The organism is Burkholderia sp. Bp9143, assembly GCF_003853645.1.
Classification (GTDB): domain Bacteria; phylum Pseudomonadota; class Gammaproteobacteria; order Burkholderiales; family Burkholderiaceae; genus Burkholderia.
The window spans coordinates 1-19,837 of the sequence record NZ_QTPO01000005.1 but is presented as its reverse complement, the minus strand read 5'-3'; the positions used below and the strand labels follow the sequence as shown (position 1 = coordinate 19,837).

15 protein-coding genes and 2 pseudogenes are annotated in these 19,837 nt (G+C 66.8%); 15 read left to right on the top strand and 2 right to left on the bottom strand.

Features of this window, described 5'->3' with window-relative positions; all coding sequences use genetic code 11:
• The first annotated feature begins 4 nt into the window (after window positions 1–4).
• From DIE23_RS04820 to DIE23_RS04805, 4 genes are all read left to right on the top strand, one after another.
• Window positions 5–427 carry a rubrerythrin family protein gene (locus tag DIE23_RS04820; RefSeq protein WP_014900079.1) on the top strand — a complete coding sequence of 141 codons (423 nt, stop codon included), beginning with the start codon at window positions 5–7 and terminating at the stop codon, window positions 425–427.
• Between the two features lie 123 nt (window positions 428–550).
• Window positions 551–1,888, top strand: a complete 1,338-nt coding sequence (locus tag DIE23_RS04815) for a heterodisulfide reductase-related iron-sulfur binding cluster (protein WP_124611063.1) — start codon at window positions 551–553, stop codon at window positions 1,886–1,888.
• A 44-nt stretch (window positions 1,889–1,932) separates the two neighbouring features.
• Window positions 1,933–2,514 (top strand): DUF3501 family protein, encoded by a 582-nt coding sequence (locus tag DIE23_RS04810; RefSeq protein WP_124611062.1) that lies wholly within the window; start codon window positions 1,933–1,935, stop codon window positions 2,512–2,514.
• A gap of 720 nt (window positions 2,515–3,234) precedes the next feature.
• A complete protein-coding gene (locus DIE23_RS04805; protein WP_124611061.1) occupies window positions 3,235–4,176 on the top strand; it encodes a transposase in 942 nt (313 codons plus the stop codon).
• Between the two features lie 123 nt (window positions 4,177–4,299).
• On the opposite strand, the gene DIE23_RS04800 is transcribed toward DIE23_RS04805, so the two are convergent.
• A complete protein-coding gene (locus DIE23_RS04800) occupies window positions 4,300–5,826 on the bottom strand; it encodes a mannose-1-phosphate guanylyltransferase/mannose-6-phosphate isomerase (RefSeq protein WP_124611060.1) in 1,527 nt (508 codons plus the stop codon).
• 427 nt (window positions 5,827–6,253) lie between these two features.
• Between DIE23_RS04800 and DIE23_RS04795 the strand changes: the two genes are divergently transcribed.
• The 10 genes from DIE23_RS04795 to DIE23_RS04750 all read left to right on the top strand — a co-directional run bounded on the left by DIE23_RS04795 (window position 6,254) and on the right by DIE23_RS04750 (window position 19,069).
• Complete coding sequence (locus DIE23_RS04795) at window positions 6,254–7,627, top strand: undecaprenyl-phosphate glucose phosphotransferase (protein WP_124611059.1); 1,374 nt, start codon at window positions 6,254–6,256, stop codon at window positions 7,625–7,627.
• Between the two features lie 69 nt (window positions 7,628–7,696).
• Complete coding sequence (locus DIE23_RS04790) at window positions 7,697–9,109, top strand: UDP-glucose/GDP-mannose dehydrogenase family protein (protein WP_124611058.1); 1,413 nt, start codon at window positions 7,697–7,699, stop codon at window positions 9,107–9,109.
• Window positions 9,110–9,149: 40 nt separating this feature from the next.
• Entirely contained in the window at window positions 9,150–9,593 is a 444-nt protein-coding gene (locus DIE23_RS04785; protein ID WP_124611057.1) for a low molecular weight protein-tyrosine-phosphatase, read from the top strand.
• Complete coding sequence (locus DIE23_RS04780; RefSeq protein WP_124611056.1) at window positions 9,587–10,765, top strand: polysaccharide biosynthesis/export family protein; 1,179 nt, start codon at window positions 9,587–9,589, stop codon at window positions 10,763–10,765. The genes DIE23_RS04785 and DIE23_RS04780 overlap by 7 nt, the downstream gene beginning before the upstream one ends.
• 50 nt (window positions 10,766–10,815) lie before the next feature.
• Window positions 10,816–13,041, top strand: coding sequence for a polysaccharide biosynthesis tyrosine autokinase (locus DIE23_RS04775; protein WP_124611055.1), 2,226 nt, complete (start codon window positions 10,816–10,818; stop codon window positions 13,039–13,041).
• 64 nt (window positions 13,042–13,105) lie between these two features.
• Window positions 13,106–14,065, top strand: a complete 960-nt coding sequence (locus DIE23_RS04770; RefSeq protein ID WP_124611054.1) for a glycosyltransferase family 2 protein — start codon at window positions 13,106–13,108, stop codon at window positions 14,063–14,065.
• A gap of 43 nt (window positions 14,066–14,108) precedes the next feature.
• On the top strand, window positions 14,109–15,245 hold the full coding sequence (locus DIE23_RS04765) for a glycosyltransferase family 4 protein (RefSeq protein WP_124611053.1): 1,137 nt from the start codon (window positions 14,109–14,111) through the stop codon (window positions 15,243–15,245).
• A gap of 10 nt (window positions 15,246–15,255) precedes the next feature.
• Window positions 15,256–16,722, top strand: a complete 1,467-nt coding sequence (locus tag DIE23_RS04760; RefSeq protein WP_124611052.1) for an O-antigen ligase — start codon at window positions 15,256–15,258, stop codon at window positions 16,720–16,722.
• A complete protein-coding gene (locus DIE23_RS04755) occupies window positions 16,719–17,903 on the top strand; it encodes a glycosyltransferase family 4 protein (protein ID WP_124611051.1) in 1,185 nt (394 codons plus the stop codon). The genes DIE23_RS04760 and DIE23_RS04755 overlap by 4 nt, the downstream gene beginning before the upstream one ends.
• Window positions 17,903–19,069 (top strand): glycosyltransferase family 4 protein, encoded by a 1,167-nt coding sequence (locus DIE23_RS04750; protein ID WP_124611050.1) that lies wholly within the window; start codon window positions 17,903–17,905, stop codon window positions 19,067–19,069. Before DIE23_RS04755 ends, DIE23_RS04750 begins: the two co-directional genes overlap by 1 nt.
• A 160-nt stretch (window positions 19,070–19,229) precedes the next feature.
• Here the strand turns inward: DIE23_RS04750 and DIE23_RS04745 are convergent.
• Window positions 19,230–19,427, bottom strand: a pseudogene (locus tag DIE23_RS04745) (MFS transporter); the annotation flags it as partial.
• A 122-nt stretch (window positions 19,428–19,549) separates the two neighbouring features.
• Here DIE23_RS04745 and DIE23_RS04740 point away from each other — a divergent pair.
• Window positions 19,550–19,837 (top strand): annotated as a pseudogene (locus DIE23_RS04740) (RNA-guided endonuclease TnpB family protein); the annotation flags it as partial.

Here is a 19,837-nt window from a genome sequence, read left to right as displayed (position 1 = left end):
GCAAATGGCTCAACTCAAGGGCAGCAAGACCGAAGAGAATCTGAAGTTCGCATTCGCGGGCGAATCGCAAGCGAACCGGCGCTATCTGTATTTCGCTTCGAAGGCCGACGTCGAAGGCCAGAACGACGTCGCCGCGCTGTTCCGCTCGACTGCCGAAGGCGAAACGGGCCATGCGCACGGTCACCTCGAATACCTCGAAGCAGTCGGCGATCCGGCGACGGGTCTGCCGTTCGGCTCGTCGCGGCTGAACCTCGAATCGGCGATCGCCGGCGAGACGCACGAATACACCGACATGTATCCGGGCATGGCGAAGACGGCGCGCGACGAAGGCTTCGACGAAATCGCGAACTGGTTCGAGACGCTCGCGAAGGCCGAACGCAGCCACGCGAACCGCTATACGAAGGCGCTGGACGCGCTCGTCGACTGACGCGGGCTCCGCCAAGGCTGCACGGCCCGGCCGGGCATGTCCCGCGGCCGGCCGTGCGTTGATCGCTGCCCGCGCCGCGCGGGCGGCGCGTCCGCGCGCATGCGCGCCACGCTGGAGCGCCTCATGCCCCACAAGGAAGGCAGTCTCGAAGCCCCGACCCGGCATCCGCTCGACTGGCAGTCTGAAGCGTTCTACGACCAGGCCGCGATCGATGCGGAAATGACGCGCGTGTTCGACATCTGCGCGGGGTGTCGGCGCTGCGTGTCGTTGTGCGGCGCGTTTCCCACGCTGTTCGATCTCGTCGACCACACGCCGATGGGCGACATCGAGGAAGTGCCGAAGGACGCGTTCGGCAAGGTCGTCGACCAGTGCTACCTGTGCGACCTCTGCTACATGACGAAATGCCCGTACGTGCCGCCGCACGCCTGGAACGTCGACTTCCCGCACCTGATGCTGCGCGCGAAGGCCGCGCGCTACCAGCGCGGCGAAGCGCCGTTGCGCGACAAGGTGCTGTCGAACACCGACGCGCTCGGCTATTTCGCGGGCATTCCGATCGTCACGCAGACGGTGAACGCGGTGAATCGCACGCCGCCCGCGCGCCACGCGCTCGAAGCGGCGCTCGGCGTCGATCGCAACGCATGGCTGCCGGAGTTCGCGCCGCGCAAGTTCCGGCGCGCCGCTAAGCGCTCGGACGGCCCGCCGGTCCGTGACGGCGAACGCACGCCCGGCAAGGTCGCGATCTACGCGACGTGCTACGTGAACTTCAACGAACCGGGTATCGGCCACGACCTGCTCGCGATTCTCGCGCACAACGAGATCCCGTACGAACTCGTCACGCGCGAAGCGTGCTGCGGGATGCCGCTCCTCGAGCAGGGCAACCTCGCGGGCGTCGCCGCGAAGAAGGCCGTGAACGTGCCGGTGCTGGAGCGCTATGCGCGCGAAGGCTATGCGCTGATCGGCGCGATCCCGAGCTGCGTGCTGATGTACAAGAGCGAACTGCCGCTGATGTTCCCCGGCGACGAAGCCGTGCGCGCGGTGGCCGATGCATTCTGGGATCCGTTCGAATACGTGATCGCGCGGCATCGCGACGGTTTGCTGAAGACCGATTTCAAGCAGGGACTCGGCACCGTGTCGTATCACGTGCCGTGCCACGCGCGCGTGCAGAACATCGGCCGCAAGACGGCCGACACGCTGTCGCTCGTGCCCGATACGCGCGTCAACGTCGTCGAGCGCTGTTCGGGGCACGCGGGCACGTTCGGCGTGAAGAAGGCCTTCCATGCGGACGCGATGCGGATCGGCACGCCGGTATTCAAGGCGATGGCCGAGCCGAAGCCGGATGTCGTGTCGTCGGATTGCGCGCTCGCCGGCCATCACATCGTGCAGGGCATCGACGAGAAAGGGTTGCCCGCCGCGCCGCTCGCGCATCCGCTGACGCTGCTGCGTCGCGCGTACGGCATCTGAACCGGCCGCTCCACGAAGATATCCACGCTATCCGAGGACATCCCATGACGCTGACCCGCGACTCGCTGCTGACGCTCGAAGCGTACGCGAAGATCCGCAAGACCGAACACGCGCGGCTCGTCGCGCACAAGCGCCGCCGCGCGGTGGCGCTCGGCAACCATCTGCGCTTCCTGTTCGAGGACGAGACCACGATCCGCTATCAGATCCAGGAAATGCTGCACATCGAGAAGATCTTCGACGAGGCCGGCATCGAAGGCGAACTGGAAGCCTATCTGCCGCTCGTGCCTGACGGTACCAACCTGAAGGCGACGCTGCAGATCGAATACGAGCACGAGGCCGAGCGGCGGGCGGCACTCGCGCGGCTGATCGGCGTCGAGGATCGCGTGTACTTGCGGGTCGACGGGCATCCTGACGTCTATGCGATCGCCGACGAGGACCTCGACCGCGACAACGCGGAGAAGACCTCGGCCGTGCATTTCGTGCGCTTCGAATTGAGCGGGCCGATGCGCGTGGCGCTCAAGGATGGCGCGACGCTGTCGATCGGCTGCGATCACCCGGCCTATACGATGCCGCCGCAACGCATCGCGGCGGACGTGGCTGCGTCGCTGGCAGGCGATCTGCGCTGACGCGCGCCCGGATCCCGCTCTCCTTGTCGCACAGATTGGCCGCTGTTCCGACCCGAAACGCGGCGCGCCGCCGCTGTCGGCCGCCCGTTACGTGGAGGATGTAACAAACCCGTCAACGCTTGCATGCCGGGAAACAATGTGCATCGCGCGTCCGATCGCTTTCATTACTCGCCGATAAACAATAAAAAGATTGTGCGCGGAGAAAATTCAGTTCAGTGGAATTTGAACGATTTACCGATCCGTGAATATCTTGTTACGAATTTTTCCCTGATTTACCGATTTTGAGCGGCAATTCCCGGGATTGTTACCGGTAAGGGTCTGAACACCTTGGGAGGCCCGCTGGCCAGTGTTCGCATGCACCCCGCGGAGCCCCGTCAGACGGGGCTTCCCAGCGTCTCGCATAACGATCGTGTAAAAAAATTCAAGCGTAAATGGATTGCGCATCCATGGCAGGTTGTTTCAGTGCGTAACATTAAGTCATTGTCATATTGAGATAAACCCTGAGGATGGTATGCTTCGTGCACAAAAATTCCCACATTGGAGTGAGACCGAGATTTGTGCGCCATTGCCGGGAATGGCGGCACCGTGAAAGTGCGGTGTCGCGCCGGCATGCACAAGAATCGGATAACCATAATGTGCAACCGGGCCGCCCCGTGACGCGATGCGTGACGACGGCGCCGACAATCGCAGCCCCGGCCTGGCTGTGTGGAGAAATCAACTATGTTCTTCGATGAGCTTAACGATGAAGAGTGGTTTCGTCTTTCAACGCTGATCGCCGATGAACCCATCCGGCTGAACCGTCGCGGCCGTCCACGTGCCGAACCGCGCGTCGTCGCCAATGCGGTCCTCTGGATCCTCACGACCGGCGAGGCGTGGTCCAAACTGCCCGGACGCTATCCGTCCGGGCCGACGTGCCGCCGCCGCTACGAGGAGTGGCTCGCGAACGGCACGCTGCTGCAGATGATCGACGTGCTGACCCAGTTCAGCGGGCGCACGTTCGCGTATGTGCCGCCGCCGCCGGTGCCGGTCGCGCCGGCATGCCGTGCCGAGCCCGTGCCCGACAACGACCGTCTGCGCGGCGTGTTCTGGCAGAACCCCGAGTCGTGGCAACTGCCGGTCGCGCAGGCAAACGTTTGGGATGGCGAGGGCGCGACGCTGGCCGCGATGTCGAAGGCCGACGCCGACGCGTCGTCCGGTTCGTCGTTCGCGGTGCCGGGCGCGCAGCCCGCCGGGCTGCGTCACGGGCGTCCGTCCGCCGCGAGCTTCGCCGCGGCCGAGCCGCAAGTCGACGAATACCGCGGCTATACGATCTGCGGCATTGCGCAGCCGGTGCAGAACCTGATGTACCGCGCATGGGCCGAGATCACGCAGGACGACCGGCGCGTCGAGCGCTCGGGCCTGATCGGCCCGCGCTTCACCGATGCGGAGGAAGCGGAGCAGTACGCGCTCGACTGGGCGCGTCAGTGGATCGATCGCCATGGTGCGAGCGACGAACCGGTGCGTGCGCCGCAAGGCGAAGTGCTGGCCGGCCTGTCCGCGCTGGCGCGTGCCGAGTCGGACATCAAGCGCTTCATCGCCGAGCGTCGCGCGGGTACGCTATCCGAGGGCCGCAATGACCCGGTGCAGTCGGACCGCCGCGAATACGCATACCGCGTAGGTTGAGCGTCGTCCGAACGAAAACGCGCGGGTTGCCGTACGTCACGGCACCCGCGCGTTGTTTTTTGTCTCCTCCATGCCCGTGATGCCGGACGCACCGTCGCGACGGTGCGTCCGGCAGGCGTTGCGTCACTGGCGTCCGTAGGTATCGTCGAAGCGGACGATGTCGTCCTCGCCGAGGTACGCGCCCGACTGCACTTCGATCAGCTCGAGCGGCATCTTGCCCGGGTTCTCGAGACGGTGCGACACGCCGAGCGGGATGTACGTCGATTCGTTTTCGGACAGCAGGAAGGTTTCGTCGCCGCGCGTGATGCGCGCGGTGCCGCGCACGACGATCCAGTGCTCGGCGCGGTGGTGGTGCATCTGCAGCGACAGTCGCGCGCCCGGCTTCACGACGATGCGTTTCACCTGGAAGCGCTCGCCCATGTCGACCGAGTCGTAGTGGCCCCACGGGCGATGGACCTTGCGGTGATCGGTCGCTTCCGCGCCGCGTTCGGCCTTGATGCGCCCGACGATCTTCTTCACGTCCTGCACGCAGGACTTGTCGGCGACGAGCACGGCGTCGGGCGTTTCGACGACGACGAGATTCTGCGTGCCGACGCACGCGACGAGCCGGCTTTCCGAATGCGCGAAGGTCGATTCGGCGTTCTCGAACAGCACGTGGCCGCGGCCGACGTTCTCGGCATCGTCCTTCGGCAGGATCTGCCAGATCGCGTCCCACGAGCCGACGTCCGACCAGCCCGCGTCGAGCGGCACGACGACGCTTTCGCACAGCTGCGGCAGGTTCACGAGCCGCTCCATCACCGCGTAGTCGATCGAGTTCGACGGCGACGCGGCGAACGCGTCACGGTCGACGCGGAAGAAGTCGCCGTCGTCCTTGCCGCGTGCGACGGCCTGCTCGCAGGCTGCGTGGATCTCGGGTTCGAGCTGGCGGATCGCGTTCAGCCACACCGACGCGCGCACGATGAAGATCCCGCTGTTCCACCAGTATTCGCCGGATGCGACGTACTGCTGCGCAAGTTCGAGATGCGGCTTCTCGACGAAGCGGTCGAGACGGCGCACGTCGAGGTTGCCGGTGGCGGCGTCGCCGAGCGGCGCGCCGACGCGGATGTAGCCGTAGCCCGTTTCGGCGCGGCCCGGCACGATGCCCATCGTCGCGATCTTGCCCTGGGCCGCGCAGTGCACGCCGGCCGCGACGGCCGCATGAAAGCGCGCCTGGTCGGCCACCGCGTGGTCGGCCGGCATCACCGTCATCACGGCATCGCCGCCGCCGGCGACGATCCGCAGCGCGGCGAGCGTCAGCGCGGGCGCGGTGTCGCGACCGAGCGGCTCGAGCATGATCGCCGCACGCTTGCCGGTCAGGCGCAGTTGTTCGGCGGTCGTGAAGCGGTGATCCTCGCCGCACACGATTAGCACGTCGTCGTTCAGCGGATGACTGGTCGCGAGGCCGTCGAGCCGCAGCGCGGTGGATTGCAGCAGCGAATGATCGCCGAGCAGGCCGATCAGCTGCTTCGGATAGTGTTCGCGCGACATCGGCCACAGACGCGTGCCCGAACCGCCGGCAAGGATCACCGGCTGCACCGCGACGCGCAACCCGGCGTCGGTTGCGGCGGAAGAAGAAGGGCGCGTATCGGCTGCCACGGCCGGAGCATTCATGATGACACTCTCCTCGATTGAAGTCAGTGCCTGTTTGTAGCATGAAGTAAATCGACAATAAAACCGGGCGTTTTGCACGATATTCGTCGCGCACGTATCCGGGAGAATTTTCCGCGATAGCATCCGATGCAAATAAAAAAATAAAAAAATAATTCGGCGAATCGCGCTGGAGCGCCTTCCCGCAAGGAGCTGGCGGGAGCCGTAAAGTTATCGAAAAAATCCCGATTCGCGATCGATTCGGGAAAACGTGCCGATTTAATTCAAGAATGCCGCGGCAAGAATTTCCGATTATTTTTCGAAATACTTGTGCGCTTGAGGAGGGATTTTCTTACCGCTTCAATAGCGTCATGCAACGTTTGAATCGAATGTGCGGCACGGGCTGCGCAAGGAGCTGTTCGGCAAACGCCTGTTCAAAGAGGAAGCAGACATGTTGAGCGTGCTGGCGAGAGTCATCGATATTGCGATGGTCGTGTTGGGGGCGTTGATCGCCGCCGCGCTGCACGGCGGCAGCATCTGGCTCAACGACCTGCAGCGCACGACGGTGCTGTTCGACTGCCTGCTGGTCGTCGTGTTCTTTCCGGCGATCGGCATTTACCAGTCGTGGCGCGGCAAGCGTCTCGTCGGGCTGGTGGGGCGCGTTGCGTTCGCGTGGCTGGTGGTCGAGCTCGCGGGCATCCTGATGAGCTTCAGCTTTCACCAGTCGGGCGACCTGTCGCGGCTGTGGCTGGGTTACTGGGCGGTCGTGACGATGGTGCTGCTCGCCGGCTCGAAGGCTTGCGTGCACGTCGTGCTGCGACAACTGCGCCGCGGTGGCTACAACCTGAAGGCGGTCGCGATCGTCGGCGGTACGCCGGCGGCGCGGCGGCTGATCGCGCAGATGCGGGCGCGGCCGGAAGCAGGCTTCAACCCGGTGTGCGTATTCGATGAAAGTGAAGCGCCGGGCGAAGTCGCGCTCGACGACGTGCGCATCGAGCGGCAGTTCGAATCGCTGGTGTGGCTGGTGCGCAGCCGCGCGATCAGCGAGCTGTGGCTCACGCTGCCGATCACGGAGGAGCGCCGGATTCACCAGATCGTGACGGTGTTCCGCCACGACTTCGTGAATATCCGTTTCATTCCGGACGTGCGCACGCTGTCGTTCTTCAACCAGGAAGTGGTCGAGGTGCTCGGCGTGCCGGCGATCAACCTCGCGGCGTCGCCGATCACCGACGTGCGGATCCTGCCGAAGTTCGTGTTCGACCGGCTGTTCGCGCTGGCGGCGCTCACGGCACTCGCGCCGGTGATGGTGCTGATTGCCTGCCTGATCAAGTTCACGTCGCGCGGGCCGGTGTTCTTCCGCCAGAAGCGCAAGGGGATCGACGGGCACGAGTTCGAGATCTACAAGTTCCGCTCGATGAAGGTGCATCAGGAAGTCGCGGGGCAGGTCACGCAGGCGACGAAGAACGATACGCGCGTGACGTCGGTCGGCCGCTTCCTGCGCCGCACGAGCCTCGACGAACTGCCGCAGTTCATCAACGTGCTGAAGGGCGAGATGTCGGTCGTCGGCCCGCGGCCTCATGCGCTCGCGCACGACGACATCTACAAGGATCTGGTGAAGGGCTACATGTTCCGCTACCGGATCAAGCCGGGCATCACCGGCTGGGCGCAGATCAACGGCTTTCGCGGCGAGACCGACCAGATCGAGAAGATGATGGGACGCGTGAAGCTCGATCTGTACTACATGCAGAACTGGTCGTTCTGGCTCGACATCAAGATCGTCGTGCTGACGCTCTGGAAAGGCTTCGCCGGCAGCAACGCTTACTGACGCGGCGTCGCCGCACAGACACTCCGGTTTTACGAATTTCGAATCATTGGTCACGAGGTCCGACACATCATGAATCTGACTATCATCGGCAGCGGTTACGTAGGTCTTGTCACCGGCGCCTGTCTCGCCGACATCGGGCACGACGTGTTCTGTCTCGACGTCGATCAGGCGAAGATCGACGTCCTGAACAACGGCGGCGTGCCGATCCACGAGCCGGGCCTCAAGGAAGTCATCGCGCGCAACCGCGCGGCGGGCCGCTTGCGCTTCTCGACCGACATCGAGGCAGCGGTCGCGCACGGCGACGTGCAGTTCATCGCGGTCGGCACGCCGCCCGACGAGGACGGCTCGGCCGACCTGCAGTACGTGCTCGCGGCGGCGCGCAACATCGGCCGCTACATGAAGGGCTTCAAGGTGATCGTCGACAAGTCGACGGTCCCGGTCGGCACGGCCGAGCGCGTGCGCGCGGCGGTGGCCGATGAACTCGCGAAGCGCGGCGACGACCCGATGTTCTCGGTCGTGTCGAATCCGGAATTCCTGAAGGAAGGCGCGGCGGTCGACGATTTCACGCGGCCGGACCGCATCGTGATCGGCTGCGACGACGACGTGCCGGGCGAGCGCGCACGCGAGCTGATGAAGAAGCTCTACGCACCGTTCAACCGCAACCACGAACGCACGCTGTACATGGACGTGCGCTCGGCGGAATTCACCAAATACGCGGCGAACGCGATGCTCGCGACGCGCATTTCGTTCATGAACGAGCTCGCGAACCTGGCCGACCGCTTCGGCGCGGACATCGAGGCCGTGCGCCGCGGGATCGGCTCCGATCCGCGCATCGGCTATCACTTCCTCTATGCGGGCTGCGGCTACGGCGGCTCGTGCTTCCCGAAGGACGTCGAGGCGCTGATCCGCACCGCCGACGAGCACGGCCAGTCGCTGCAGATCCTGAAGGCCGTGTCGTCGGTCAACGCGACGCAAAAGCGCGTGCTCGCCGACAAGATCGTCGCGCGCTTCGGCGAGGACCTGACGGGCCGCACGTTCGCGATCTGGGGCCTGGCATTCAAGCCGAACACCGACGACATGCGCGAAGCGCCGAGCCGCGAGCTGATCGCCGAGCTGCTGTCGCGCGGCGCGCGCATCGCGGCGTACGACCCGGTCGCGCAGCAGGAAGCGCGCCGCGTGCTCGCACTCGATCTCGCGAATCACCCGAGCTGGCTCGAGCGCCTCACCTTCGTCGACGACGAGGCGCAGGCCGCGCGCGATGCCGATGCGCTCGTGATCGTCACCGAATGGAAGATCTTCAAGAGCCCCGACTTCGTCGCGCTCGGCCGCCTGTGGAAGTCGCCGGTGATCTTCGACGGCCGCAACCTGTACGAGCCGGAGACGATGAGCGAGCAGGGCATCGAATACCACCCGATCGGCCGCCCCGGCTCGCGCCAGGCCGTCACCGCCCGCGTGCCGGGCGCCGCGCGCGCGAACGCTTGATCCGCGCGTCACCGTTACCCGTAACCCGATTCGAGACGCCATGTTCCGGAACATCCTGATCGTCTGTCACGCGAACGTCTGCCGCAGCCCGGCGGCGGAAATGCTGTTCAGGTCGCACGCGGCGTCGCGTGGCGGCCCGCGCGTGACGTTCCACTCCGCCGGCGTACGGGCGAACGATGGCGACGGCATCGATCCGGTGATGCGGCAACTGCTCGCCGAGCGCGGCGTCGATGCGACGACGCACCGGTCGCGGCGGCTGTCGCGCCGGATCGTGCGCGACGCCGACCTGATTCTCGTCAGCGAGCGCGAACAGATCAAGGCCGTCGAATCGGTCGATCCGTTCGCGCGCGGCAAGGTCCACCTGCTGGGCAAGTGGGAGGACGCCGAGATCGCGGATCCGCATGGCGGCCCGGAGGCCGACTATCGCGAGAGCTACTCATTGATCGAACGTCTGGTTCAAGGATGGCTGCAAAAACTATGCTGAAACGTCCCATGCGCCCGCTGGCGCTTGCCGTCGCACTGACGACATTCCTGTCGGCCTGCGCGACCGCGCCCGGCAACTATCTCGACTCGTCGAACCTGAAGGACGAAGGCCGCCAAGGCCAGGCCGAAACCTATCCGGTTCATTACATCGACGCGAAGCTGGTGATGGATCAGCTGCAGAAGCAGCAGGTCGAGCACCCGCTGCCGCCGGGCCGTTACACCGATCCGTCGCAATACGTGTACCGCGTCGGCCCGCAGGACATCCTCGGCGTCACGGTGTGGGATCACCCCGAGCTGACGACGCCGCAGGGCCAGTCGTTCTCGAGCGGCGGCAACACGACGCAGACGGTCGCGGGCGCGCTGCAGCAGCCGTATACGACCGCGCTGCCGGGCCAGGCCGATCCGTACGGCCAGACCGTGGCCGCCGACGGCACGATCTTCTTCCCGTTCGTCGGCCGTATCCACGTGGCCGGCAAGACGATCGCGCAGATCCGCCAGGAGATGGCGACCACCCTCGCGCGCTACGTGAAGAATCCGCAGCTCGACGTGCGCGTGCTGTCGTTCCGCAGCCAGAAGGTTCAGGTGACGGGCGAGGTGAAGCAGCCGGGCCCGCTCGCGGTGAGCGACGTGCCGCTGACGCTCGTCGACGCGATCTCGCGCTCGGGCGGCTCGACCAACGAGGCCGACCTGCAGCGCGTGCGCCTGACGCGCGACGGCAAGCTCTACACGCTCGACGCGAACGGCGTGCTCGATCGCGGCGAAGTGAAGCAGAACGTGATGCTGCAACCGGGCGACATCATCAACGTGCCGGACCGCAGCGACAGCCGCGTGTTCATCATGGGCGAGGTCAAGACGCCGGTCACCGTGCCGATGCTCAAGGGCAGGTTGACCCTCGCCGATGCGCTGACGTCCGGCGGCGGCATCCTCGACACCGATGCGAACCCGCGCAAGATCTACGTGATGCGCGGGATGCATGACAACCCGACGAAGCCGGAAGTGTTCCGTCTCGACATGACGCAGCCGGATGCGCTGATGCTGTCGAGCCGCTTCCCGCTCCAGCCGCTCGACGTCGTCTACGTCAGCACGGCCGGCTCGGTGCAGTTCAACCGCGTGCTGCAGCAGGTGTTGCCGACGATCCAGACGATCTTCTTCATGCGGCAAATCACGCGCTGATAGCCCGCCGGGGCGGCGCCTCCGCCCCGGCACCACTCAAGCGGGAACGAATGGTGAACACGCAAGCGAAACACTCATACGCGGATCTGACCGCGAAAACCGAGGAAGAGGACGTCGTCCTCGGCCAGCTGCTCCAGGTGCTCATGGACGACATCTGGCTGCTGTTCGGCATCGCGGTGACCGTCATCGCGTTCGCCGGCCTCTATTGCTACGTCGCGAAGCCGGTCTATCAGGCCGACGTGCACGTGCGGGTCGAGGGCAACGACAACACGTCGCAGGCGCTCACGCAGACGCAGACGGGCGCGATGATCAACAGCGGTCCGCAGCAGGCGCCGACCGATGCGGAAATCGAGATCATCAAGAGCCGCGGCGTCGTCGCACCGGTCGTCGAGCAGTTCAAGCTGAACTTCTCGGTCGTGCCGAAGGCGCTGCCGGTGCTTGGCAGCCTGGCCGCGCGCGTCGCGACGCCGGGCGAGCCGTCGCGCGCCTGGTTCGGCCTGCGGTCGTACGCGTGGGGCGGCGAAATCGCCGACATCGACACGATCAACGTCGTGCCCGCGCTCGAAGGCAAGAAGCTGACGCTGACGGCTGGCCCGAACGGCACCTACACGCTGGTCGACCAGAACGGCAACCGTCTTCTGTCGGGCCGTGTCGGCGAATCGGAGCAGGCAGGCGGCGTGACGCTGCTCGTGCAGAAGCTCGTCGCGCGTCCGGGCACGCAATTCACGGTGGTCCGCTACAACGATCTCGACGCGATCGCCGGCTTCCAGTCCGGCATCCAGGTGACCGAGCAGGGCAAGCAGACGGGCGTCGTGCAGATCTCGCTCGAAGGCAAGGACCCGGACCAGACCGCCGCGATCGCGAACGCGCTCGCGCAGTCGTACCTGAACCAGCACGTGATCGCGAAGCAGGCCGAGGCGACCAAGATGCTCGACTTCCTGAAGGGCGAGGAACCGCGCCTGAAGTCCGACCTCGAGCGCGCGGAAGCCGCGCTGACGCAGTATCAGCGCACGTCCGGCTCGATCAACGCGAGCGACGAGGCGAAGGTCTACCTCGAGGGCAGCGTGCAGTACGAGCAGCAGATCGCCGCCCAGCGCCTGCAGCTCGCGTCGCTCGCGCAGCGCTTCACCGATTCGCACCCGATGGTGATCGCCGCGAAGCAGCAGCTCGCGGAGCTGCAGGGCGAGAAGGACAAGTTCAGCAACCGCTTCCGCAGCCTGCCGGCGACCGAAGTGAAGGCCGTCCAGCTCCAGCGTGACGCGAAGGTCGCCGAGGACATCTACGTGCTGCTGCTGAACCGCGTGCAGGAACTGTCGGTGCAGAAGGCCGGCACGGGCGGCAACATCCACCTCCTCGATTCGGCGCTGCGCCCGGGCGATCCGGTCAAGCCGAAGAAGGTGCTGATCCTGTCGGCGGCGGTGTTCCTCGGGCTGATCCTCGGCACCGGCATCGTGTTCCTGCGCCGCAACCTGTTCCAGGGCATCGAGGATCCGGACCGCGTCGAGCGCACGTTCAACCTGCCGCTGTACGGGCTGGTGCCGCAAAGCGCCGAGCAGGTGAAGCTCGACGCCATGGCCGAGAAGGGCGGCGGCCGCGCGCGGCCGATCCTCGCGAGCCTGCGTCCGAAGGACTTGAGCGTCGAAAGCATGCGCAGCCTGCGCACCGCGATGCAGTTCGCGATGATGGACGCGAAGAACCGCGTGGTCGTGCTGACCGGCCCGACGCCGGGCATCGGCAAGAGCTTCCTGACGGTCAACCTCGCGGTGCTGCTCGCGCATTCGGGCAAGCGCGTGCTGCTGATCGACGCCGACATGCGCCGCGGGATGCTCGACCGCTACTTCGGCCTCACCGCGCAGCCGGGCCTGTCCGAGCTGCTGAGCGATCAGTCGCCGCTCGAGGAGGCGATCCGCGAGACGCCGGTCCAGGGCCTGTCGTTCATCTCGGCCGGTACGCGCCCGCCGAACCCGTCGGAACTGCTGATGTCGACGCGCCTGCCGCAATACCTCGAAGGGCTCGGCAAGCGCTACGACGTCGTGCTGATCGACTCGCCGCCGGTACTGGCGGTGACCGACGCGACCATCATCGGCCGCATGGCCGGCGCGACCTTCCTGGTGCTGCGCTCGGGCATGCATACGGAAGGCGAGATCACCGACGCGATCAAGCGCCTGCGTACCGCGGGCGTCGATCTGGAAGGCGGGATCTTCAACGGCGTGCCGCCGAAGGCGCGCGGCTACGGCCGCGGCTATGCGGCCGTCCACGAATACCTGAGCGCTTGATCGCATTTCACGACACCGGGCCGGTGCGAGCGGCACCGCCCCGGCCGACTGGAGACCCCCCCCGATGAAAATTTCCGTGCTCGTTCCGACCTACCGGCGTCCCGCCGACCTCGCGCGCTGCCTGCTGGCGCTGCAGCGGCAGCAGCGGCTGCCCGACGAGGTGATCGTCGTCGCGCGCCCGGAGGACGATGCCACGCACGAGCGCCTTGCCGATCCGTCGGTCGGCGGCATGCTGCCACTGCGGATCGTGCCCGTCGACGTGCCGGGGCAGGTCGCCGCGCTGAACAAGGGGCTCGACTCGGCGACCGGTGACATCGTCGCGATCACCGACGACGACGCGGCGCCGCACGCCGACTGGCTCGCGCGCGTCGAAGCCGTGTTCCTGGCCGATCCGCGCGTCGGTGCGGTCGGCGGCCGCGACTGGGTGCACGAGAAGGGCCGCGTGCTCGACGAATCGCGCGAGCTCGTCGGCCAGCTCACGCTGTCCGGCAAGATCATCGGCAACCATCACCTTGGCGTCGGCGGCGCGCGCGAAGTCGACATGCTGAAAGGCGCGAACATGAGCTACCGCCGCGCCGCGATCGAGCGACTGCGCTTCGATACGCGACTGCGCGGCGCCGGCGCGCAGGTGCACAACGACATGGGTTTCAGCATGCACGTGCAGCGCGAAGGCTGGAAGCTCGTCTACGACCCGGCGATCGCGGTCGATCATTTTCCGGCCGAACGTTTCGACGACGACCGGCGCGATGCCGCGTCGCTGAATGCGATCAGCAACGGCGCGTACAACCTGCACCTGATCCTGCGCGAGCATCTGCCGCTGATGCGGCGCGAGATCGCGTGGTGGTGGTGGACGCTGGTCGGCACGCGCGTCTATCCGGGCTTCGCGCACGTGCTGCTCTCGCTGCATACCGCGCGGCGCGACCGCGTGCGCGAGCACTGGCGCGCGGTGCGCCGCGGCGCACGCGATGCGCGCCGCGCGAACCTTGCCCCCCATCGTGCGGCGATGCCGCCGGTGACGTCTTGAACGGGCTGCGCGCATCGCGCACAGCTACCCCCGGAGGGCTTGCATGACTGCCACGAAAGTTCACGTCCACCTGTTTTACGGCGCCGATCCGCGTACCTACCGGAAAGGCGAGAACATCGGCTGCCTGTACGGCTATCACCACGCGGAATCCGACGAGTTCCGGCTGACCTATTCGCAGGACCGGCGCGAGAACCGTGTCGCGAGCCTCGCACGCCGTGCGCTGAAGGCGACGCTCGGCTTCGACGTCATGCACGCGTGGCGCAATCGCGCCGCGCTGCTGGCCACCGACGTGATCTGGACGCACACGGAGCAGGAGCATCTTGCCGCCGCACTGATCCTGAAGCTCGCCGGCGCACGGGGCAAGCGCCCGCTGCTGCTCGCGCAGAGCGTCTGGCTGTTCGACAAGTGGACCACGTTCGGCGGCCCGCGCCGCTGGCTGTACCGCAAGCTGCTCGCGCGCGCCGACGCGCTGACGACGCTCGCCCGCGACAACGCCGAGCTGTGCCGCCGCTATCTCGGGCGCGAAGCCGAGTTCGTCTACTACGGGCTGAACACGCAGGATTTCCCGCCGACCGAACCGCGGCAATGGCAGCCGAACCGGCCGCTGCGGATCGCCGCGATCGGCAACGACCGCGACCGTGACTGGCGCACGTTCCTCGCCGCGTTTGGCGGCGACGAGCGCTACGACGTGCGGCTCGCGACGCGCCGCCGCGTGCCGCGCGAGTGGCATGCGCCGAACGTGAAGATCGGCTCGGCATCGGGCCTCGCGAAGCAGCACGAGTTGTACGCATGGGCCGACGTGATCGTCGTGCCGCTGCGACCGAACTTCCACGCGTCGGGCATCACCGTGATGCTCGAGGCGGCGGCGGTCGGCAAGCCGATGATCGTGTCCGACGTCGGCGGGCTCAGCGACTACTTCCCGCATGACACGGCCGCCTACGTGCCGGCGTTCGACGCACAGGCGATGCGCCAGGCCGCCGATCGCTTCGTGGCCGATCCGGTCGCCGCGCTCGAGTGCGCGCGCGCCGCGGCCGCATGCCTGCGCGAGCGCGACCTGACCACGCAGGCGTTCGCCGAACAGCACGTGCGGATCACGGGCGACATGCTGCGCCGGCGTCGCACGCCGGCGGCCGCCGGTCTCGCGATGCCGCTCGCGGATTCGCGCCCGTCGTCGCGGTGAGAGCGGATCGATGAGTACGATTGCCGCCGAACGCGCACCGTCGCGCAACCGCCGCCGGTTACCCGAACCGAAGCACTGGGTCGGGCAGGCCGGGCTGTGGACGTTCACCGCCGCGCTGATCGCCATTCACCAGGGCAAGGTGCTGACGCTCGCGTTTCCGGTGCTGGCCATCGCGGTCGGCATCTGGCTGTATTTCAAGAGCCCGGCGCGCTACGTCGGCTTCATGTGGTGGGTGTGGTTCCTGAGCCCCGAAGTGCGGCGTCTCGCCGACTGGTCGAAGGGCGCGTTCACGCCGACGAGCCTGATCCAGGTCGCGCCGCTCGCGGTGACGATGATCGCCGGGTTCGGGCTGCTCAGGCATTACCGCGTGCTCGCCCAGCGGCGCGGGATTCCCGTGCTGCTGATGCTGTTCGGGCTGACGTATGCGTATCTGGTCGGGATCGTGTCGAGCGGCGTGATGGCCGCGACGTACGACCTCGCGAACTGGGTGTACCCGGTGCTGATCGGCTTTCACATCATGGTCAACTCGCGCGACTATCCCGAGTACCGCGACGTGCTGCTGTCCACGTTCATGTGGGGCATGCTCGTGATGGGCGTGTACGGGGTCGTGCAGTACTTCGTGATGCCACAGTGGGACGTGCTGTGGATGATCGGCTCGGACATGGGTTCGCAGGGCGAGCCGGTGCCGTACGGCGTGCGGGTATTCAGCACGATGAACTCGTCGGGGCCGTTCGCGTTCGCGATCATGGGCGCGCTGGTGTTCGTGTTCGCGGCACCGCAGAAGGTCCGCTGGTTCGCGGGCGCCGCCGGTTTCGTGTCGTTCGCGCTGTGTCTCGTGCGCTCGACCTGGGGCGGCTGGGTGATCGCGCTCGCGATCCAGCTCGTGCAGTCGAGCAACCGCGTGCGGATGCGGATCCTGATCAGCGGTGTCGTGCTGGTCGGGCTCTGCGTGCCGCTCCTGACCGTCGGGCCGGTGGCCGACCGGCTCGGACAGCGTCTGCAGTCGATCACGAACCTGAAGGACGACCGCAGCTACGACGACCGCAACAAGTTCTACGCGACCTTCGCGCAAACGGCGTTCACCGACGTCGCCGGCGAAGGGATGGGCGCGACCGGCGCGTCCACCAAGCTGTCGAGCGACAGCGGCGAGCTCGGCAAGTACGGCAGCTTCGACAGCGGCGTGATGAACGTGCCGTTCGTGCTCGGCTGGCCCGGCACGCTGCTGTACCTGTCGGGTGTCGTGATGCTGCTCGCCCGCACGTTGCGCGCGGCGTTCAAATTGCGCAAGGACAAGTTCGTCGGCGCATGCCTGAGCCTGTGCCTGTCGGTATTCGCGATGCTCGTATTCACGAACTCGCTGATCGGCACGGGCGGCCTGCTGCTGTTCACGGCCATTTTTTCAATTCTATCCGCGGCGCACTGGCAGAAGGCGCAGCGCCAACTGGCCGCCGCGCGTTCACGGGGAGGCGACCATTGAGAATCGCGATCGTCACGCACGTCGTGCGACATAACGACGGGCAGGGCCGCGTCAATTACGAAATCGCGCGCGCGGCGCTGGCCGAAAACTACGAGGTCACGCTGGTCGCGTCGCATGTCGCGCCCGAGCTGCTGGCCGACCCGCGCGTGCGCTGGGTGCCGATCAAGGTCGGCGGTTTCTGGCCGTCGAATCTCGTCAAGCAGCAGGTGTTCGCACTCAAGAGCGCGGCCTGGCTGCGCGCGCATCGCGGCGAATACGACGTGCTGCACGTGAACGGCTTCATCTCGTGGATCAAGGCCGACGTGAATACCGCGCACTTCGTGCACGGCGGCTGGTTCAAGAGCCCGTACTACCCGTTCGGGCCGACGAAGGGGCTGTGGTCGGCCTACCAGTACGTCTATACGCGCGTGAACACCTCGCTCGAGCGCTGGGCGTACCGGCGTTCGCGCGCGATCACGGCCGTGTCGCAGAAGGTGGCCGACGAGATCGCCGGGCTCGGCATCGACAGCCGCAAGATCAGCGTGATCTACAACGGCGTCGACGGCAGCGCGTTCGCGGGTGCGCAGGCCGATCGCGCGGCGTTCAAGCTGCCGGACGACGCGTTCCTGCTGCTGTTCGTCGGCGACCTGCGCACGCCGCGCAAGAACCTCGGCACCGTGCTGAAGGCGCTGACGAAACTGCCGGCGAACGTCCATCTCGCGGTGGCCGGCTATCTGCCCGGCAGCCCGTATCCGGACGAGGCGCGCGCGCTCGGCATCGCGTCGCGCGTGCATTTCCTCGGGCTCGTGAAGAACATGCCGACGCTGATGCGCTCGGTCGACGCGTACGTGTTTCCGTCGCGCTACGAAGCGATGAGCCTGTCGCTGCTGGAAGCGATGGCGGCCGGGCTGCCGGTCGTCACCGCGCGCACCGCCGGCGGCGCGGAAATCATCACGCGCGACTGCGGGATCGTGCTGGAAGACCCGGACGATCCCGCTGCGCTCGCGCAGGCGATCGGCTCGCTCGCGGCGTCGCGCGACACCTGTCGCGCGATGGGCGACGCGGCCCGCGAACTGATGACCCGTTTCGGCTGGGCCCATATGGGCGCCCAGTACGTCGCGCTTTACCGGCGCATCGGCCAACCCACGCAGCCGTCCGCATTCGAGCGGGTCGAGCATGCAGTCACGCAGGAGCAGTCCTGATGTCCCAATCTTCCCGGCCGATCAAATCGTTGCAAATCGGCATGCACTGGTTCCCCGAACGCGCGGGCGGCCTCGACCGGATGTACTACTCGCTCGTCGGCGCGCTGCCCGGTGCGGGCGTCGAGGTGCGCGGGCTCGTCGCCGGCTCTCCGAAGGTCGCCGACGACACGGGCGGTGCGATCCAGGGCTTCGGGCCCGCGTCGCAGCCGCTCGCGCGCCGGATGCTCGCCGCGCGCCGTGCGCTGCGCGACGAGATCCGCAGCGAGCGGCCGGACGTGATTTCGTCGCACTTCGCGCTGTACACGTTCCCGGGCCTCGACGTGACGCGCGGGATTCCGCAGGTGTCGCACTTCCAGGGGCCGTGGGCCGACGAAAGCCAGGTCGAGGGCGCCGCGTCGCTCGGGCAGCGCGCGAAGCGCTATCTCGAACAGGCGGTGTATACGCGCTCGTCGCGCCTGATCGTGCTGTCGCAGGCGTTCGGCCAGATCCTGACGAACCGCTACGGCATCGACCCGTCGCGCGTGCGCGTGATTCCGGGCTGCGTCGATACCGCGCAGTTCGACACGCCGCTCACGCCGGGCGAGGCGCGGCACAAGCTGCAATTGCCGCAGGACCGGCCGATCGTGCTGGCCGTGCGCCGGCTCGTGCGGCGCATGGGGCTGGAGGACCTGATCGACGCGATCGGGCTCGTCAAGCACCGTCACCCGGACGTGCTGCTGCTGATCGCCGGCAAGGGCAAGATCGGCGAGGAGCTGCAGCAGCGCATCGACGAGGCCGGGCTGCAGGACAACGTGAAGCTGCTCGGTTTCGTGCCCGACAACCATCTCGCGGCGCTGTACTGCGCGGCGACGGTCAGTGTCGTGCCGACGGTCGCGCTCGAGGGCTTCGGGCTGATCACGGTCGAATCGCTTGCGTCCGGCACGCCGGTGCTGGTCACGCCGGTCGGCGGGCTGCCGGAGGCGGTCGCCGGGCTGTCCAACGATCTCGTGCTGCCGTCGACCGGCGCGAATGCGATCGCGGAAGGGCTCGGCGGCGCGCTGTCGGGCGCGATCGCCCTGCCGGACGAGGCCGCGTGCAAGCGCTACGCGCGCGACCATTTCGACAACGCGGTGATCGCGCGACGCGTCGCCGGCGTGTACGAAGAGGCGATCCAGGCGGCGGGGTAAGCGAGCGCGGCACGTCGCCGCGACACTCGAGCCGGCGCGCGCATGCGCGTCCGGTTCGCAGGCCGGCCGCCCATGCCGGTCGCCCGATTCGGGCGAGCCGGCTTTTTGCCGTTTGCTGCCCGGATGATCGCCGTGATTCGCGCGTCGTTTTCAATCCGAGTCATGCACGCCCGAGCGTCACGACCCACACGACGAACGCGGCCACGCTGACCGCCGCGCCGAGCCCGCAGACGCCGATCCATCCGGCGTGCGCATACATCATCGTCGACGCGATCGCGCCGAGCCCGCTGCCGACCGAATAGAACAGCATGTAGCAGCCGACGAGGCGGGCATGCGCATCGGGCCGCGCACCGAGGATCCGCACGAATTGCCCCGAGGAACCACGTCATTTCCCTCAAGGGGACTTCCTGCGGAGCGCATGGCGGGAAGGAAAATAATGCTGTTGACAGGTAGCTTCTTCCACGGGTTAGGATCACCGGCATGAACCTTGTCTACCGCTACCGCGTGAAGTCGCTCAACGGACTGCTCAACAAGCAGAGCCGCGCGGTGAACTACGTCTGGAACTTCTGCAATGACACGCAGAAGCACGCGCTCAAGTGGAGGAAGAAATGGCCGACGGGATTCGATCTGAACGTGCTGACGACGGGGAGCAGCAAGGCGCTCGGTATCCACTCCGGCACGATCAACGCGACGTGCGAGCAATACGCGAAGTCGCGCAGTCGGAACCGTCTGCCCTACCTGCGCTATCGCGGCAGGAAATCGCTGGGC

Excerpts from the sequence above, each read along its gene's own strand:
- DIE23_RS04810 (WP_124611062.1), top strand. The coding sequence starts at position 1,933 with ATGACGCTGACCCGCGACTCGCTGCTGACGCTCGAAGCGTACGCGAAG.
- DIE23_RS04785 (WP_124611057.1), top strand. The coding sequence starts at position 9,150 with ATGTTCCGGAACATCCTGATCGTCTGTCACGCGAACGTCTGCCGCAGC.
- DIE23_RS04805 (WP_124611061.1), top strand. The coding sequence starts at position 3,235 with ATGTTCTTCGATGAGCTTAACGATGAAGAGTGGTTTCGTCTTTCAACG.
- DIE23_RS04770 (WP_124611054.1), top strand. The coding sequence starts at position 13,106 with ATGAAAATTTCCGTGCTCGTTCCGACCTACCGGCGTCCCGCCGACCTC.
- DIE23_RS04760 (WP_124611052.1), top strand. The coding sequence starts at position 15,256 with ATGAGTACGATTGCCGCCGAACGCGCACCGTCGCGCAACCGCCGCCGG.
- DIE23_RS04750 (WP_124611050.1), top strand. The coding sequence starts at position 17,903 with ATGTCCCAATCTTCCCGGCCGATCAAATCGTTGCAAATCGGCATGCAC.
- DIE23_RS04790 (WP_124611058.1), top strand. The coding sequence starts at position 7,697 with ATGAATCTGACTATCATCGGCAGCGGTTACGTAGGTCTTGTCACCGGC.
- DIE23_RS04815 (WP_124611063.1), top strand. The coding sequence starts at position 551 with ATGCCCCACAAGGAAGGCAGTCTCGAAGCCCCGACCCGGCATCCGCTC.
- DIE23_RS04765 (WP_124611053.1), top strand. The coding sequence starts at position 14,109 with ATGACTGCCACGAAAGTTCACGTCCACCTGTTTTACGGCGCCGATCCG.
- DIE23_RS04820 (WP_014900079.1), top strand. The coding sequence starts at position 5 with ATGGCTCAACTCAAGGGCAGCAAGACCGAAGAGAATCTGAAGTTCGCA.
- DIE23_RS04800 (WP_124611060.1), bottom strand. The coding sequence starts at position 5,826 with ATGAATGCTCCGGCCGTGGCAGCCGATACGCGCCCTTCTTCTTCCGCC.
- DIE23_RS04795 (WP_124611059.1), top strand. The coding sequence starts at position 6,254 with ATGTTGAGCGTGCTGGCGAGAGTCATCGATATTGCGATGGTCGTGTTG.
- DIE23_RS04775 (WP_124611055.1), top strand. The coding sequence starts at position 10,816 with ATGGTGAACACGCAAGCGAAACACTCATACGCGGATCTGACCGCGAAA.
- DIE23_RS04780 (WP_124611056.1), top strand. The coding sequence starts at position 9,587 with ATGCTGAAACGTCCCATGCGCCCGCTGGCGCTTGCCGTCGCACTGACG.